General features: G+C 32.1%; 14 protein-coding genes and 1 other RNA gene. 8 read left to right on the top strand and 7 right to left on the bottom strand.

Annotation, left to right across the window (positions count from 1 at the left end; genetic code table 11):
• Positions 1 to 9: 9 nt before the first annotated feature.
• Positions 10 to 231, top strand: a complete 222-nt coding sequence (locus B4E95_RS07655) for a hypothetical protein (RefSeq protein WP_219034841.1) — start codon at positions 10 to 12, stop codon at positions 229 to 231.
• Between the two features lie 55 nt (positions 232 to 286).
• Here the strand turns inward: B4E95_RS07655 and B4E95_RS07660 are convergent, their stop codons facing one another.
• The 4 genes from B4E95_RS07660 to B4E95_RS07675 form a co-directional block, all read right to left on the bottom strand.
• The gene (locus B4E95_RS07660) at positions 287 to 2,623 is read right to left on the bottom strand and encodes a transglycosylase domain-containing protein (protein ID WP_291091001.1); all 2,337 of its coding nucleotides are present in this window, start codon (positions 2,621 to 2,623) and stop codon (positions 287 to 289) included.
• A 6-nt stretch (positions 2,624 to 2,629) separates the two neighbouring features.
• Complete coding sequence (locus tag B4E95_RS07665) at positions 2,630 to 3,091, bottom strand: gliding motility lipoprotein GldH (protein WP_291091003.1); 462 nt, start codon at positions 3,089 to 3,091, stop codon at positions 2,630 to 2,632.
• The gene (locus tag B4E95_RS07670; RefSeq protein ID WP_313252389.1) at positions 3,075 to 4,748 is read right to left on the bottom strand and encodes a regulatory iron-sulfur-containing complex subunit RicT; all 1,674 of its coding nucleotides are present in this window, start codon (positions 4,746 to 4,748) and stop codon (positions 3,075 to 3,077) included. Before B4E95_RS07670 ends, B4E95_RS07665 begins: the two co-directional genes overlap by 17 nt.
• A gap of 86 nt (positions 4,749 to 4,834) precedes the next feature.
• Positions 4,835 to 5,704 (bottom strand): MBL fold metallo-hydrolase, encoded by an 870-nt coding sequence (locus B4E95_RS07675; protein ID WP_291074671.1) that lies wholly within the window; start codon positions 5,702 to 5,704, stop codon positions 4,835 to 4,837.
• A gap of 118 nt (positions 5,705 to 5,822) precedes the next feature.
• Here B4E95_RS07675 and gltX point away from each other — a divergent pair, with 118 nt between their 5' ends.
• Positions 5,823 to 7,331 carry a glutamate--tRNA ligase gene (gene gltX, locus B4E95_RS07680; RefSeq protein ID WP_291091004.1) on the top strand — a complete coding sequence of 503 codons (1,509 nt, stop codon included), beginning with the start codon at positions 5,823 to 5,825 and terminating at the stop codon, positions 7,329 to 7,331.
• Positions 7,332 to 7,385: 54 nt separating this feature from the next.
• Here gltX and B4E95_RS07685 read toward each other — a convergent pair whose 3' ends face one another.
• Entirely contained in the window at positions 7,386 to 7,757 is a 372-nt protein-coding gene (locus B4E95_RS07685; protein WP_171623582.1) for a DUF779 domain-containing protein, read from the bottom strand.
• A gap of 34 nt (positions 7,758 to 7,791) precedes the next feature.
• Positions 7,792 to 9,297 (bottom strand): aldehyde dehydrogenase family protein, encoded by a 1,506-nt coding sequence (locus B4E95_RS07690; RefSeq protein ID WP_188319351.1) that lies wholly within the window; start codon positions 9,295 to 9,297, stop codon positions 7,792 to 7,794.
• Between the two features lie 142 nt (positions 9,298 to 9,439).
• Here B4E95_RS07690 and ssrA point away from each other — a divergent pair.
• The 6 genes from ssrA (at position 9,440) to B4E95_RS07720 (ending at position 15,603) form a co-directional block, all read left to right on the top strand.
• Positions 9,440 to 9,837: a transfer-messenger RNA gene (gene ssrA / locus B4E95_RS07695) on the top strand.
• Positions 9,838 to 10,016: 179 nt separating this feature from the next.
• Positions 10,017 to 11,240, top strand: a complete 1,224-nt coding sequence (locus tag B4E95_RS07700) for a site-specific integrase (RefSeq protein WP_291074668.1) — start codon at positions 10,017 to 10,019, stop codon at positions 11,238 to 11,240.
• On the top strand, positions 11,221 to 11,988 hold the full coding sequence (locus B4E95_RS07705; protein ID WP_291046721.1) for a Fic family protein: 768 nt from the start codon (positions 11,221 to 11,223) through the stop codon (positions 11,986 to 11,988). The genes B4E95_RS07700 and B4E95_RS07705 overlap by 20 nt, the downstream gene beginning before the upstream one ends.
• A gap of 153 nt (positions 11,989 to 12,141) precedes the next feature.
• Positions 12,142 to 12,933, top strand: coding sequence for a hypothetical protein (locus tag B4E95_RS07710; RefSeq protein WP_291046719.1), 792 nt, complete (start codon positions 12,142 to 12,144; stop codon positions 12,931 to 12,933).
• Positions 12,934 to 13,041: 108 nt separating this feature from the next.
• A complete protein-coding gene (locus B4E95_RS07715) occupies positions 13,042 to 14,502 on the top strand; it encodes a DUF3987 domain-containing protein (protein ID WP_291091008.1) in 1,461 nt (486 codons plus the stop codon).
• A gap of 330 nt (positions 14,503 to 14,832) precedes the next feature.
• Entirely contained in the window at positions 14,833 to 15,603 is a 771-nt protein-coding gene (locus tag B4E95_RS07720; RefSeq protein ID WP_291074665.1) for a hypothetical protein, read from the top strand.
• Between the two features lie 791 nt (positions 15,604 to 16,394).
• Here the strand turns inward: B4E95_RS07720 and B4E95_RS07725 are convergent.
• On the bottom strand, positions 16,395 to 17,097 hold a 703-nt coding region (locus B4E95_RS07725), incomplete at its 5' end, for a tetratricopeptide repeat protein (RefSeq protein ID WP_291091010.1).

Raw genomic sequence — 17,097 nt, forward strand, 5'->3', positions numbered from 1 at the left:
ATATTTCTTATGGAAGAAAACGCTGTTGTAACGCCAGATGAGGTGGTAACGGATACAATTACGAACTTATTTACGTATGCTAATTATTTTTTGGTTGCAGCGCTTGTAGTGTTGTTAACGTATATGACGATTCGTGATTTTAAGAAAAAACAACGCGAAAAGAAATTGGCACAAGAACGTGAAGCGTACAACAATCAGTTTGATAACGAAGAGGAAAAAGAAGAATTATAAATCATAAAAATAGCCACTCAATTTTGAGTGGCTATTTTGTTTTATATCAATTTAATTATTGACCTTCTTCATCAGGAACTTCATAGTTTTCGCCTACGCTTTCACTACCACTTCCTTCGATAATTGGACCTGGATCATACATTTCATCATATTGATGGAATCCGTATGTATTCGAACAATCCCAGTGTTTTTCAATGTCCTTAGGTTTGTCAAATTTATCTCCAGCTGTTACGCCAAATTTTCCTCCTTCTTTGTAAACGCCTTGCATATAGTAAGCCCAAATAGGTAAAGCTGTATTGGCTCCTTGTCCTGTGGCTGTACTTGCAAAGTGAGCAAATCGGTCTTCTGCACCAACCCAAACTCCAGTAACTAAATTTGGTGTTAATCCCATAAACCAACCATCAGAGTTTTCGTTTGTTGTACCTGTTTTACCAGCAACTTCCGCTGTGATGTTATATCTATTTCTAAGACGCGAACCAGAACCTCTTTCTACAACACCTTTCATCAAATCAATCATAGTATACGCTACGTTTTCATTAACAACTTCTCGTGTTTGAGGCGTATAATCTTTGATAACTTTTCCTTGCTTATCTTCTATTCTTAAGATTAATTGCGGTTTAATGTAAATACCACCATTTGCAAAAGCACTCATCGCACCAACCATTTCATACAATGATAAATCGGCAGAACCTAATGCAATTGTAGGATCTTTTACGATAGGAGATTCAACTCCAAGGTCACGAGCCATTTGAATTACAGGTTCTGTACCTGTTTGCATAATCAAACGAGCAGCGACAATATTTGTTGAATAAGCTAATGCAGTTCTTAAATCTTGAGATCCACCATATTTACCATTAGCATTTCGAGGAGACCAATTCCCTGGAATTCTCTCATTAGAAACAGTATGACAAGGTGTTAATCCTAATTGATTAATTGCTGTTGCATAAACAAACGGTTTGAACGTAGAACCTACCTGACGACGCGCTTGTTTTACGTGGTCAAATTTGAAATAATTCCAATCGATTCCTCCAACCCAAGCTTTGATTGTTCCATCTTTTGGATCCATTGACATCAAACCAGCTTGTAAAATATGTTTGTGATATTCGATTGAATCCATCAATGTTTTCCCTTTTTTGTACTGAATTCCGTTCCATGTAAAGAACTGAACAGAGTCGCGAGGGGTATTGAAAACAGTTTCGATTTCAGCTTCAGATTTTCCTTCGGCTTTCATCTTTTTATACAAATCTGTACGAGCCATTGCTTGCTTAAAGATTTGTGTTCTTTTTGCAGCAGAAATATTATAGAATGGTGCTAAACTACGTCCGCGTTGCTCACCAAAGAATTGATCTTGTAAAACTTTTAATTGTTTTTTAACCGCTTCTTCAGCTAAATTTTGCATTCTTGAGTCTAACGTTACATAAATTTTTAGACCATCTTTTTCAAGGTTATAAGACTTTCCTGTTTCTTTCTCATAATCAACCATCCATTGCTGAATTTCCTTTCTCAAAGCAGATTTGAAATATGCTGAATGTGATTCATCATGTTTCATAATATCTTGCTTATCTGTAACTAAAGGAGCGACTTTAGCAGCCTCACCCTCTGCTCTAGAAATCTTGTTGTATTTCATCATTTGTTCTAATACAAGATTTCTTTTTTCTGTAGATAATGCAGGATTTTTTATAGGGTTGAATTTCACAGGATTTTGAAACATAGAAACTAATGTTGCAGCTTCGTCCAAGTTCAATTCTTTTGTTGTTTTATTGAAATAAACTTTAGAAGCAGATTCAATTCCTTTTGCACCATAGATAAAGTCAAACTTATTGAAGTACATCGCAATGATTTCTTCTTTTGTATACAATTTTTCTAATTGAACAGAAGTTACCCATTCTTTTAGTTTTTGTAAACCACGTTTCACCTTATTAGAAGAAGGGTCTTTTGTGTACAACTGTTTTGCTAACTGCTGTGTAATTGTAGATCCACCTCCTGAATCACCACCTGAAGATATAGCACGGAAAGCAGCTTTAATATCTACACCTGAATGATCAAAGAAACGAACATCCTCTTTTGCTAACAATGCGTCAACCAAATGCGGTGGTAAATCTTTGTAATCGACTGGTGTTCTGCGTTCTGCTTCGAAACGATCTAACAAAACACCATCAGAAGAAATAATTTCTGATGAAACATAAATATCAGGATTTTCTAAATCACGTACATTGGGAATTTCACCTAACCATCCGTTAGATGTCGCCCAAAAGATTCCGAAAATTCCTAATACGGCACAAAAAAACAGTACCCAAATGGTAACGATTATTTTTTTGGCTAATGAAAAGCTATTGAACTTCTTTTTTGCTTTAGAAGTTGTGCTTGTTTTAGGATTTTTATTGTTTTCCATTCTGTATTATTCAGCTTTATCAACAATCAAACTAATGTCTTCGATTCCTTTCAATTTTTTTGTTCGCATACCTTGCCAAACTTTTAGTTGATAGCGACCAGAGTCTTTTATTGGTAAATTTTCGCGATAAACCAACATCATTTCTTTTGTTGTCATTCCTTTACCAATCCAGCTTCCATCAGGATTTGCAATGTAATACTGTAAGGTATCAATCATTTCATTTCCTTTAGGATCGATGAATTTCGTGAACAAATATAAGTTACTATATTCATACGACGTATTATTTCTTAACACAAATCCAATGTTAACAGCCGAAGGTTTAGGATCTTTTACATCAAACGTAAAGGTTTGAGGCTGATTACTCTTCCATTCATCTTTCACATCTTTTGTGTCTTGATAATAATGTTTAGCCTCGCAACTAAACAATAAAAAGACTAAAATAAAAAGCAAACTACTGTTGCGTATCATTTGGTTTTGGCCCACGATTAAATCTTTTTTTACTTCGATTCTTCGATTTATTTGGATTCGGTTGAGAATTATTTGTATGATTCTCGTCCTTAGTTTTCGGTTTTTGCTCAGCATTTTGATTATTTTGCTGAGGTTGTTTTTTTGGTTGTTGAGTTGACTGATTAGCCTGATTTGTTTGATTATTTTGTTGGCTATTATTGCTCGGTTTATTCGGTTTTCGCTTTTGTTTATTGCGATTGCGATTATTTCCTTGCGGCTTTTGCTGATCAGTATTTGGTTGAACTTGTTGCTCTTTTGCCTGAGTTGGCTGTTGCTTCTCTTTTGGCTGATTTTGTAGTTGCTGATTCTGATTAGGATTCGAATTTTTGATCGGTCTATTTTGATTATTCTTTTTAGACTGATTTGGATTCTTTCCTTGTTTATTTTCAGGACGATTTGCTTTATCTTTGGCTTCATTAGGCTGTTTTTGTTTTGCCTTCTGAGGTTTTAGATTATTAGTATTCGCCGCAACTTTTTCGTTTCCAGAATTTTGATTATTCTTAATTCTTTTACGTTTTTTGTTCTGTTTTTCTTTACGTTCAAAACGTTCTAAAGAATCTTCACCAATTACATCTGTAAAATCTGGTTTCGATTCCTCTACATTTTTAGCTAAATCTTCTAAAGGTTCAGTTTTTAGACCTTTTGCAGTAATTGCTAAAAACTCTTGAATATCGTCTACCGAAAATTTGTACCAAACAATTCCTCCTTTATCATAAGCGAACCACATTTCTTTCTTGAAAACATCTATTTTAACACAATGTGCCCAACCTTTTTCAGTCTCGAAACGGCTTTCCATTGACGGAAAACTATTTAATGCATCTAAATATGAATCTAATTCAAAATTTAAACAACATTTTAATTTACCACATTGTCCAGCTAACTTTTGCGAGTTAATTGACAATTGTTGATAACGTGCCGCAGCAGTGCTCACAGAGCGGAAATCTGTTAACCAAGTAGAACAACATAATTCGCGTCCACAAGATCCAATTCCACCAACTTTTGCTGCTTCTTGACGATATCCGATTTGTTTCATTTCAATTCTTACGCCAAATTTCCCAGCGTATTCTTTGATTAGTTGTCTGAAATCGACACGTCCTTCTGCTGTATAATAAAATGTTACTTTCGCTCCATCTCCTTGGTACTCAACATCACAAATTTTCATTTCCAAATTAAGGTTTTTCGCCATAATTCGAGAATCAACCATTGTTTGTTTTTCTCTATCACGAAACTCTACCCAAGTTTCTATATCTTTTTGGTTCGCTTTGCGATAAACCTTCTTGACATCTTCCGCAGTCCACGAAAGATTCTTCTTTTTCATTTGGATTCTAACAAGCTCACCCGTAAGTGTAACAACCCCAATATCATGACCGGGCGTTCCTTCAACAGCGATTACATCGCCAATATTTAGAGATATGTTGTTTTCGTTTTTATAATAAAACTTTCGATCGTTTTTGAAACGAACTTCCACAAAATTGAACTTTTCTTGTCCATTTGGAAGTTGCATATTCGATAACCAATCAAAAACTGATAATTTTCCACAACCATCAGTGCCACAAGCACCATTATTGTTACATCCTTTCGGAAGGCCATTAGAAGTTCCACAAGATCCACATCCCATGCTTCTATAATTTTTTTAAATGACAACACAAAGGTATGAAAATATTTTTCTGAATTTGTGAAATCATTTCGGTTATGAAATTGATTTTAAATTGAATCAAAAACTTCTGAAAATGAATAGGTTTGATCTAATCTGACACCTTTTTCTGTTAATTTTAATGTAGCCAATTCGTTGACATGATCGTGTTCAAAAAACAAAATATATTCATTTTCGACTGCTTTTTGTAAAAACGTTCCTTTTTCTTCAACTGTTATTAAAGGTCGTGTGTCAAACCCAATGACATAAATTAACGGGATGTGTCCTACAGTTGGGATTAAATCTGCGATATAAACTATTTTTTTGCCTTTGTATGTAATAATTGGCAACATTTGTTTTTCGGTATGTCCATCCACAAATAAAATATCAAAACCAAGTGGAGAATTTTCTAAAATTGATCCATTTTGAGGCAAATCAATCAAATTAAGTTGTCCACTTTCTTGTAGAGGTAAAATATTTTCTTTTAGGAAAGATGCTTTTTCGCGAGGATTTGGATTTACTGCCCAATCCCAATGATTCGCATTCGACCAAAATTTTGCGTTTTTGAATGAAGCTTCTAAATAATTTTTCTCTTTGTTGTATTGAATTGCTCCTCCACAATGATCAAAATGTAAATGCGTCAAGAAAACATCTGTAATATCATCGCGATGAAATCCATGTTTGGCTAAAGAATTATCCAAAGTTGCATCGCCCCATAAATAATAAAAACCAAAGAATTTTGCATCTTGTTTAGTTCCGATTCCAGTATCAATCAATATTAATCGTTCGCCATCTTCGATTAATAGACATCTCATCGCAAGATCAATTAAATTTCTATCATCAGCAGGATTTGTTTTATTCCAAATCGATTTTGGTACAATTCCGAACATGGCACCGCCATCTAATTTAAAATTTCCTGTTTCTATTGTATATAATTTCATTTTTGTGTGATTTTATTTTGTTGAATTTTCGTTTTACGAAGATAAAAAATAGAATATTATTTAAAATAAATATCTATTATAGAATTGAACGACTTAAATTTGCAAAAATTTTGATACAATGGCAAAAGAAGTTCGTGTAAGATTTGCGCCAAGTCCAACAGGTGCGTTACACATCGGAGGAGTCCGTACTGCGTTATACAATTATCTTTTCGCAAAACATAATAACGGAAAATTCTTATTAAGAATAGAGGATACAGACCAAACACGTTATGTGGAAGGTGCTGAACAATATATTATCGATTCGTTGAAATGGTTAGGCTTAACTCCTGATGAAGGTGTTGGTTTTGGTGGAGATTTAGGTTCTTACCGTCAATCAGAGCGTAAAGAAATCTACAAACAATATGTAGACGAATTATTAGCTTCTGAAAATGCATATTATGCGTTTGATACGGCAGAAGAATTAGACGCTGCACGTGCAAAAGCAGACGAAAATAAAGAAACATTTATTTATAATTGGTCGACAAGAGGAAAGTTGAAAAACTCATTGTCAATGACAGAAGCTGAAACAAAAGCTTTAATTGAGAATGGAACGCCTTATGTGATTCGTTTCAAAATTGATGATTCTCGTACAGTTTTATTGGATGATATGATTCGTGGAAAAATAACGATTGATGCATCAACTTTAGATGATAAAGTTTTGTTTAAATCTGATGGAATGCCAACGTATCACTTAGCCAATATTGTGGACGATCATTTGATGGGAATTTCTCACGTAATTCGTGGAGAAGAATGGTTACCATCAATGGCTTTGCACGAATTATTGTATGATGCATTTGGTTGGGAAGCACCTCGTTTCGCACATTTACCATTAATCTTAAAACCAGAAGGAAAAGGAAAATTAAGTAAACGTGATGGAGACAAACACGGATTTCCAGTTTTCCCAATGGAATGGAAAACAGAAGAAGGAATTGCAAAAGGATATAAACAAGAAGGTTATTTCCCAGATGCAGTATTGAATATGTTGGCTTTATTAGGATGGAATTCTGGAACAGATCAAGAGATTTTTACAATGGAAGAATTGATTCAATTATTTTCATTAGAAAAAGTTTCAAAATCGGGTGCACGTTTTTCTCCGGAAAAAGCAACTTGGTTCAATCATCAATATTTACAACAAAAATCTGTTGAAGAATTATTACCATCTTTCGAAGAAGTTTTAAAAGAAAACGAAATTGAAGCGAATCCAGCTTTAGATGCAAAAGTGGTTGAATTGTTAAAAGAAAGAGCAAACTTTGTAAAAGATATTTACGAACAAGGTCAATTCTTTTATATAGCTCCTTCTACTTACGATGAAAAAGCAGCTAAAAAAGCTTGGAAAGATGATTCGAAAGAGATTTTAAGAAAATTTGTTGATGTTTTAAATTCATCAGAATTTACGTCAGAAATTTTACACGATGCGATGGCTAATTTTGTTACAACTCAAGAAATTGGGTTTGGTAAAATTGGAATGCCTTTACGTCTTAGTTTAGTTGGTGCGTTACAAGGACCTGATGTTCCTGTAATTATGTCAATTTTAGGAAAAGATGAAACGATTGCACGTATCAACAAGGCAATTGAAGTTTTAGGATAATATTATTTCTATCATAAATACAAAAGCCATTTGCATTGCAAATGGCTTTTTCTATTATAAATTGATTTTGACATCTTCTAACCGACCAAGTTCATCTTGCGTAAAAAGCGTATAATTAACTTTGAATGTTTTTCCAAGCGGAACTTCTAACGAAAATCCTCCTGCTCCAATTGCTTCAATTACATCTAATTCGAAATGAGCATATTTCCAATATTCAAATAAATCTTTATCCACCCAAAATTCGACATTGTCAATCTCTCCAATACAAACATCTTTATAACGAAGATAATATTCGCCTTTTCTAAAACATTGCGGCTGTGTTCCTTCACAACAACCACCAGCTTGATAAAGCATCAAATCACCATACTTTTCTTTCAATTCTTGAAGAAGATTTTTCGCTTTTTCTGTTGCATCCACTCTTTTCATATTGTTTTTTTTTAGATGATTTGATCATGTTCTATTAAAAGAATCCTAATTTCTTTTTACTATAAGAAACTAACATATTTTTTGTTTGACGATAATGATCTAACATCATTTTATGATTTTCGCGACCAATACCTGACAATTTATATCCACCGAATGGAGCACCTGCAGGATAGCTATGGTATTGATTTACCCAAACACGACCTGCCTGAATTGCTCTTGGAACTTGGTACAACTGATGTGCATCTCTTGTCCAAACTCCGGCACCTAATCCATAAATCGTATCATTGGCAATTGCAATCGCTTCAGCCTCATCCTTAAAAGTAGTTACAGCTAAAACAGGTCCAAAAATTTCTTCTTGGAAAACACGCATTTTATTATGACCTTTTAACAAAGTTGGTTTGATATAGTATCCGTTTTCGATATCTCCTTGTAAATGATTCGCATCTCCACCTGTTAATACTTCTGCACCTTCTTCTTTACCAAGTTTAATATAACCTAAAATTTTATCATATTGAATTTGTGATGCTTGAGCACCAATCATTGTTTCTGGATCAAGTGGGTTTCCTGCTTTGATGGCATTTACACGTTCTACAACTCGAGCAATAAATTTCTCGTAAATAGATTCTTGAATTAATAAACGAGAAGGGCATGTACAAATTTCACCTTGGTTCAAAGCAAACAATACAGCTCCCTCAATCGCTTTATCCAGAAAATCATCATCATGATCCATTACCGACTCAAAGAACACATTAGGCGATTTACCTCCTAATTCTAATGTAACTGGAATAATATTTTCTGTTGCATACTGCATTACAAAACGACCTGTTGCAGTAGAACCCGTAAAAGCAGCTTTAGATACTTTCGGATTTGTAACCAATGCACGACCTAACTCACTTCCAAAACCATTCACAATATTCAAAACGCCTGGAGGCAATAAATCGCCAATGATTTCAATTAAGAATAATATAGAAATAGGTGTTGATTCGGCTGGTTTTAATACGATACAATTCCCCGCAGCTAAAGCTGGAGCTAATTTCCAAACAGCCATTAAGATTGGAAAATTCCAAGGAATAATTTGCGCCACTACACCAATTGGTTCATGAACAATAATCGAAACTGTATCTTTATCAAGTTCATTTAAAGAACCTTCTTCAGCACGAATTACAGAAGCAAAATATCTGAAATGATCAATTGCTAAAGGAATATCTGCATTTAATGTTTCGCGAACAGGTTTTCCATTATCATATGTTTCTACAGCAGCAATATCTTGTAAATGTTGCTCCATTCGATCAGCTATTTTATTTAAGATTAAACTCCTTTCTGTTGCAGAAGTTTGACTCCAAGATTTAAAAGCTTCGTGTGCTGCATCAACAGCTAAACTTATATCATCTTCAGATGAATGTGCAGCTTGTGTGAAAACTTTTCCTGTTAATGGTGTCACAACATCAAAATATTTTCCTGATTTTGGTGCCGTAAATTTTCCATTAATATAATTGTCATAGTGCGCTTTGAAAGCTGGTAGATTTACTAAATTTGACATATTTATGTGATTTTAAATTTTTTACTTGTTCTAATTTAAAAATTTATATTGAATAAGTATGTTTAGAAAAAGTTAATTCTATTTGGTATAAAATTTGTACATTTGGCATCCGTCAATTATTGAATTGACCATTTACTAAAAAGGGGCTGACTGGTTTTGACAGCAGGGCCAATGGGTAAGTAAGCATGTAGTGATAGGTTGTGTACTCACTTTAATCAGGCACTTCAACTTTTTAACTGGCAACGAAGAGTACGCTTTAGCTGCATAATTCTGAATTTTAGTAAGAATTCGCCACGTCTATACAAGGTATAGAAGCTGAATGTTCCTCAAAAGCCTTGACTTACGGCGTTTGATAAAGGAACACGGGAAAGTAAGAATAGAAACCTTAGTGCATCGGATAGGTTTCGAGATTTTAGATGATAAGCGAATGACAGAGTGTTTGTTCTCAGGATTTCGTCGAAAATTAAGAATAGACTAAACATGTAGAAAGCTTATTTGTTGCTTGTTTGGACGCGGGTTCGAATCCCGCCAGCTCCACACAAACAACTTTTATAAACACTAAAAGTTATTAAACCCTCTAAAATAGAGGGTTTTTTTGTGTCCATACTTTTTGGAATTATATAAAAATCGGTGAAAAAACGCTATTTCATCCCCTAATTCATCCCCTCGTATATCAGCTTGAATCCCTCTCATAGAAAGGAATTTTAAAAAAATGATATATGATAAAGACAACATTTGTATTGAAAGAGCCAAAGAGTAGCTCAGAAACGATTATTTATTTGGTCATGCGTTGGGATGGTCTACAGATGAAAATCTCAACTAAACAGAAGGTTAATCCGAAGTTTTGGAATAAAGAAAGGTTGAAAGTTAAGGAAACCATTTCAGAAAAGAATCATCAAACTATAAACAAAGAATTGGTCGAAATTGAAAAAGTAGCTTATAAAATGTTTAATAGCTTTACTGAAACCTTCAAAAGAAAACCAAACTCGGAAGAATTAAAGAATTTGATTGAACAGGAATACTTTCAGAATAATCCAATGTTTAAGAAAGTTGATAAGAAAACAATTTTAGATTATTTTGATGACTACATTGAGACTATAAAATCTACAACAGCTCATACAACAGTTCAAAAGTATAAACAAGCCAAAGAAAACTTCAAAGATTTTCAGAAGGATAAGAAGCGTATTTATAATACTGAGATGATTGATTTGAAGTTTAGAAATGAATATGTAGAGTATTTAATCGAGACTAAGAAGTATGCTCCGACTACTGTTTATCGTAAAATGAAATTTTTGAGAACAGTTTTATATTTTATTGAGAATTTAGGTATCAAGGTTAATCCATTTTTGCATAATAGTAGATTTTTAACAAAGGATATTGAAGTAGATAACATTGCTTTGAGTGAAAATGAAATAGATGAAATGGAAAGATTAAACTTATCTAATAACAAAAGATTGGAACAGGTAAGAGATTTGTTTTTAGTTGCATGCTATACAGGTCAACGATTTTCAGACCTCAACAAAATAAATCAATCAAACATTATTGACGATGAGTACATAGCTATACGACAGCAGAAAACAAATGAGCAATTAACTCTTCCATTGCTGAAAGTTGTAAAAACAATTCTTGTAAAGTATAGTTATAAACTTCCGAAGATATCTAATGTCAAGTTCAATGAGTACATCAAAGAAGTTGCTAAACTATGCGAAACACTCAATAAGCAGTACAACGGTGACAATAAAAAAGTGAGATGGCAGATGATAAGTAGCCATACAGCAAGAAGAACCTTTGTAACGCTTAATTATGGAAAAGGGGTTGATTTAGATACGTTGAAACTTGGTACAGGACACAAGCAAACTAAAACCCTACAAACATATATAAAGATGAACGATAAGCAGAAAGCAGATTTGTTGAGGTCGAAACTTGAACCAAAAAGAAAATAAAATTATGAAAAATAGATTTGAACATTTAGATGAATTAAAACAACATCTTAACAAGCTTAGGAACTTACAAAGCGATAAGGTTACGAAGGCTCTTGATATTGAATATACGTATGAAAGTAATAGGATAGAGGGAAACTCTTTGACACTACAAGAAACAGCTCTTGTAATTGAAAAAGGTTTAACGATAGGTGGAAAGTCTTTGAATGAGCATTTAGAAGCAGTTAACCATCAAAATGCAATTGAATATATCAAAGACCTTGCAAAGCAAAATGAAACAATTACGGAAAGAGATTTATTACAAATTCATTATTTAATTCTACAAGGAATCAACAACGAACAGGCAGGAAAATATAGAAATTTACAAGTATTGATTTCGGGAGCAAAGCACGTTCCACCTCAACCATATTTAGTTCAAAAGGAAATAGAAAGTTTGTTTTTATGGTACAATGACAATAAAGACAAATTACACCCTGTTGTATTAAGTGCCGAAATGCACGAACGTTTAGTAACTATACACCCATTCATAGACGGAAACGGAAGAACCGCCCGCTTATTAACGAATTTAATCTTATTACAAAATGGTTTTCCAATTGCAATTTTAAAAGGCGATATTGACAGTCGATTAAAATACTATTCTGCTTTAGAAACCGCACAAGTAGAACATAATAAAGAGTCTTTTATTAATCTTATTATTCAAAATTTAGAAGAAATGTTACAACGAATGATTAGAATATTGGGAAACTTGTAAACTTGTAATTTTTGTAAGAAGCTACTATGGTAGATTACAGGCTCAGGAGATAAAGAAGAGGTTTTATATAGTAAAACAATCCTGAGCCTTTCAATAATAATATTTAAACTACTATTTTTACAATAATACAAAAGTTACAAAAAATACATAAAAATGGAAGTATTCAATCTTTATATTATCGATCATTGTAAATGTGGAAAAGAAATTAATTATAAAAAAAATGGAAATGACGATTTTATACAAAAAGTATTTAATAAAGATGTTTTAGAGTCAACACTACTAATACAATGGGGCTACACTTCTTACAAAATACCTGCTATTATCGATAATCTTTTAGCTTTGTTGTTAAAAGAGTATAATCTTTCAGAAGATATAGAATTTTACAGAAGTTTAGGAGTTTATTTTAATTATCAATTTATAGAGGGGTTAAATAGAAAAGAGCATAAAGCAACATATGATGAGTTTAATTCTATAGATGGAGAGCTTTTAGACTTAAAAAAATTCTTTATTACATTAAAAGAGGACTTGACCAAACAAGAAGGTCATATTCCTATTGACTTATTTGATTCAATAAAGTTTAATCCAATCTATGGAAAATCAAAATCTATCAAAAATGCTTTCGTTATTACTATGTTAATAAATTTTTTAGAATCTGGAATTGATGAGTTTTTTGATACAGTAGTTTTAGATAAAAAAGGATTTGTTAAATATGGTACAGATGTTAAAGAAGAATTATATGTTTTATTAAACAAGAGATTAGGAGATATTGATTTAAAAGCCAAATTTATTGGTATTTTTTCACACCTTTTTCAAATACCTGTTATTGCAAAAGATGTAGCATTTACAAAGTTGGAGGAAGGAAAAGATATTGATGAATATATAGATAGTGATAGTGAGAAATCAATTCGTTCAGCTATTAAAAGAAGAGAGAAACTAAATCAGTAAAAAAATAGCAAAAGTTTAGTTTCAAAGTTCTGTTTGGATCATCTCTAGATTTGTCAAAGAATTCAGGAAAACAAAAAATTAAACTAAAAACCTGAATCATTATAAATTATGAGATTAAATCATATTAAAACGCCCCTAGGAAGTTGGGCTCAAACAGGATTAAGTAGTTATGACTACAGTTTTAGTGAAGAAGTTAATACTAAGGAAGAGCAAACTTTACAAACCAAGGTAGTAGAAACTACAACAGAAGAAAAACATTTAACAGAGAAGGATGAAACTGGTAATGTTCAAGAAGTAACTGAGCTTTTAAAAAGTGAATTAGAAGTTTCACAAGAAAAGGAGGAAATAACAACAGAGGAGGTTACATTTGAAATACCTGATGATGGAAAATTTCCACAGGAGGTGTTTGACTTGGCTCCTGATGTGTTAAAACCTTTATTAGAAACCTTTACAGGGCGAGAGAAGGATATCGTTCTCCTCTCAAGTTTAACACATCTTAGTGCAATTTTCCCAAAAGTATTTGGCTATTATAGAGATGAGTTGTTCTTTCCAAATCTCTACTTATTTGTTATTGGGCAAGCAGCTACAGGTAAATCTAAGTTATCGATTGGAGAGAAAATTATTCAAAAAGTAAAAGAAGAAATTCTAACAAGAAATTCTAACTTCTTTATTCCAGCGAATAACAGTAGTTCAAAATTACAAGAAAGTTTATCAAATTCGTTCTCTGATGGGAGTTACATTCATGATAACGAAGCTGATACTTTATCTTTTGTATTAAAGAGGGAGTGGGGAAACTACTCAGAGATATTACGTAAAGCATTCCAACACGAACGCATTAGTATTTCTCGTAAATCTTATCCAGAAATTATATGTGATACTCCGAGGTTAACGGTGGCTATTTCAGGAACTGGAGAACAACTAAAACCATTGATACAATCAAGAGAAAATGGGTTGTTCAGCAGGATTATGTTCTATACCTATTCAGAAAGATCAAAATGGAACGATGGGTCATACGTAGGTAATCGTAGGCAAGAAATTCATAATCTGAACGATTACATATTCAAGGTGTACGAGGTTGTTAATTCTTTAGAGCGTGAATTTTATTTAAACGAGGAACAACTTGCAGATTTTAATAATTTCTTTGAAGGTTATTTTAATGCAGTGCAAGACATTGATGAAAATCTAGTAAATATTGTGTTGCGACAAGCAATAATGATGTATCGTTTGTTGATGATTTATACTGTTTTGGAGAATACCGATGAATTTTCTGATGTAATGGATAGATTTCAATGTTCAGACAGAGCTATTGATTTTATAAAAGTTATTCTGCCTTACTTACTAAAAAATTCTTTAGATACGGCTAGTTTATATGACAAATCAATTGATTTGAAGGCTTCTGAGTCTGAAATTTTACAATTGCTACCTCAAAATTTTAGAAGAGGAGAGGCGGTGAAAATTATTGTTGAGAAGCTTTCGGTTTGTGCTAAGACCGTAGATAATACATTAAAAAAATTGCTGGAAAAGCGTCTGTTGAAAAAGTCGGGTAAGGTGTACTTAAAACTTAATTAGAAAATAAGGAGGTTTTTTACCTCCTTATTTTTTACAAAGCAAAAAACACAACACAGGTTAACAAAGCAAAAATTGTTTTATATTTGGCACATTAACATATCGTAAAACTAACGTGAAGCGTTAACTAATATTCTACTGTAGGAATCTGGTAAATTCAAAATTAAGATGTAGAATGAGTTGATTCTCGCGTCCTTATAATATAGGGGCGTGGGTTTCGCTTATTTATATCTTAAGGCTTACCAGAGCCCCTACAATTAAATAAGAGTCCGAGCCTACGCCTTCTTTTCTAATCAAAATCATCTATTTAGGCTCATTAGATATTACATTTATATGAGTGAAATTCTATTATTATTTTCAGCATTAATTTTTTTTATCTGTTCAGGGATATTTATTATAGCCATGTTCAATGATGAATTATATTTTACAAAATCAATATTTGCATATATTCCATTAGTTTGTGGAATTATCCTTCCTGTTGTTTCTTATTCAATAGTGCTCGAATGGCATTGGGCTATTATTTTTACGATACATATTTTAATACTATTTTTTTTAGGATATAGAGTTACAAAAGCTTTTCTTGATAATTTTTCAACAGGAAAAGGATTGGGATATGATTATATTTTATCTTTTGTTGTAGCTACAATTTTTATGACTGCTGGAGTATTGACAAAGTATGAATTAAGTTTAGGAGATAATATTATGAGTATATCTGCTGTGTTTGGTTTTGTTTATTTCACGATTAGTTTAAATAAAAACACTTCATCTGAAACAAATATATTAGAAGAATACGAAGATTTAATGGCTGATTTGTTATCTCATCCTAAAATGAAAATAATTAGTAATTCAGCAGGAAAAGCAGTAATTGGTTATTCTTTTCTAGGTGGAGGTTATGTAAAAATTGTTGTGAAGGAAAAGAAAGATGAGTTGATTATTACATACAAGTCCAATGATTTAGTCGATGGAACTCTTAGAAAAACGTGGAATTTTTATAATAAAAAAAATCAAAGAGATATTTTTAAAGAAGTGAGTATTGGTTTACTTGTATTGAATGGTGCAAGTTATCAAGAAGCAAAAGAACAAATCAATAATTATTACAATTAAATTATGAGAACAATACAAATAGCAAATACCTTAAGTAAGATCTGGAGTTTCTTAATTATATTATTATTAGTCTTAGCTGTCTTAGCTGGACAAACTAATAATAAAGGTGAGGACGATATGGGTGCATTTGGAATTATTTCAGGAATAGTTATACCGTCAATTCTGTTTTATTACTTGGTACAATTATTATTTAAACCATTAAAACGAAACAGAAAATTATACATGGATTTCCTTGATGGAAATAATGTTGAAAAATATTCTAAAAATAGGACTTGGGTAATGGTTTGTACGGTTATAATAACAGTATTATTCATTTTTCCTACTTTCGGATTGATACTATCATTAACTATATCACAATTTATGTCTCTGTCTAAACAGAAAAGTATTATAGTATAAATATAAACCTCAGCTAAAAATTAGCTGAGGTTTTTTGTATTTGTAAAAATTGTACACTTTGTAACTCTGTAATCTATGTAATAGTTAATCAATATATCTTCTATTTATATGTAAGCACAGGAGGATTAAAAAAGGTAATGTAAAATATAATTAATTAAAAATCAAAATACATATATAAAATAATAAGCTTACAAGATTTACAATGTTACAAAAAGTACAAAAACTGCAAATCCAACAGATATCTCTTTTACATCTCCTGAGCTTGAAAGCCATCTTGAAACTTAAATATAAACAGCGGACAAAATCTATATTAACATAACTTGTTGTTATAGTCGCCTACGGGCTATCGGGGACAAGCCCACTATAACCAAATTATGTTAAATATATTTTGAGAGTTAATATTTTATTTGATCTAAACTTTGAATTATTGAAGATAAGCCTTTATCCCATGGTCTGTTTTTGAGTTCCTCCTTCAACCATTTTTTTGCTGTTTCAATATAAGTAAAGGCTTTATCATCATAGAAACGATTTATATATTCTTTTGCTTGTTCTGCGTATCTTATAGCATGGAAAACTTTTCTTTTATCATCTTTAAAACATTTTTCTAATATATCCATACTATTATCCAGTTGAACTCTTATTGATGATGTTTCTTCGGAGCTATTAATATTAGCATCAAAAAGTATTATGGCATGCGAGTTTCTTATAGAAAAATATTTATTATTTGTTTGAGTTATAGCTTTGTCTATCCATTCAAATGCAGTTGTGTATTTTTTCTTATAAGCAAGATATAAAGCTCCTTGTTGTAGAACATAAGGGTTGTTAAAGTCCATATCATAAACTTTTTCATAAAATTCCATTCCTTCTTTCCAATTAGGAAAAGCTTTTGCAACTAGAATTTTATCATATGCATATTTTCTAAAAACATTATAATGTGGAATTCTTGTGTTAGGAACATTGTTTAATGTTTTATTCATAACACTTTTCAAAACTTCAGATGAAACAACATCGATAATAGTCTCTGCGATGAAGTATGATCTAGGATAGTAATAGTCTTGATCTTCTTCTAAATTTAAGTCACCTGAATAATCTCTAACT

Origin of the sequence: Empedobacter sp. UBA7494 (assembly GCF_002478465.1) — a bacterium.
GTDB classification, from domain to species: domain Bacteria; phylum Bacteroidota; class Bacteroidia; order Flavobacteriales; family Weeksellaceae; genus Empedobacter; species Empedobacter falsenii_B.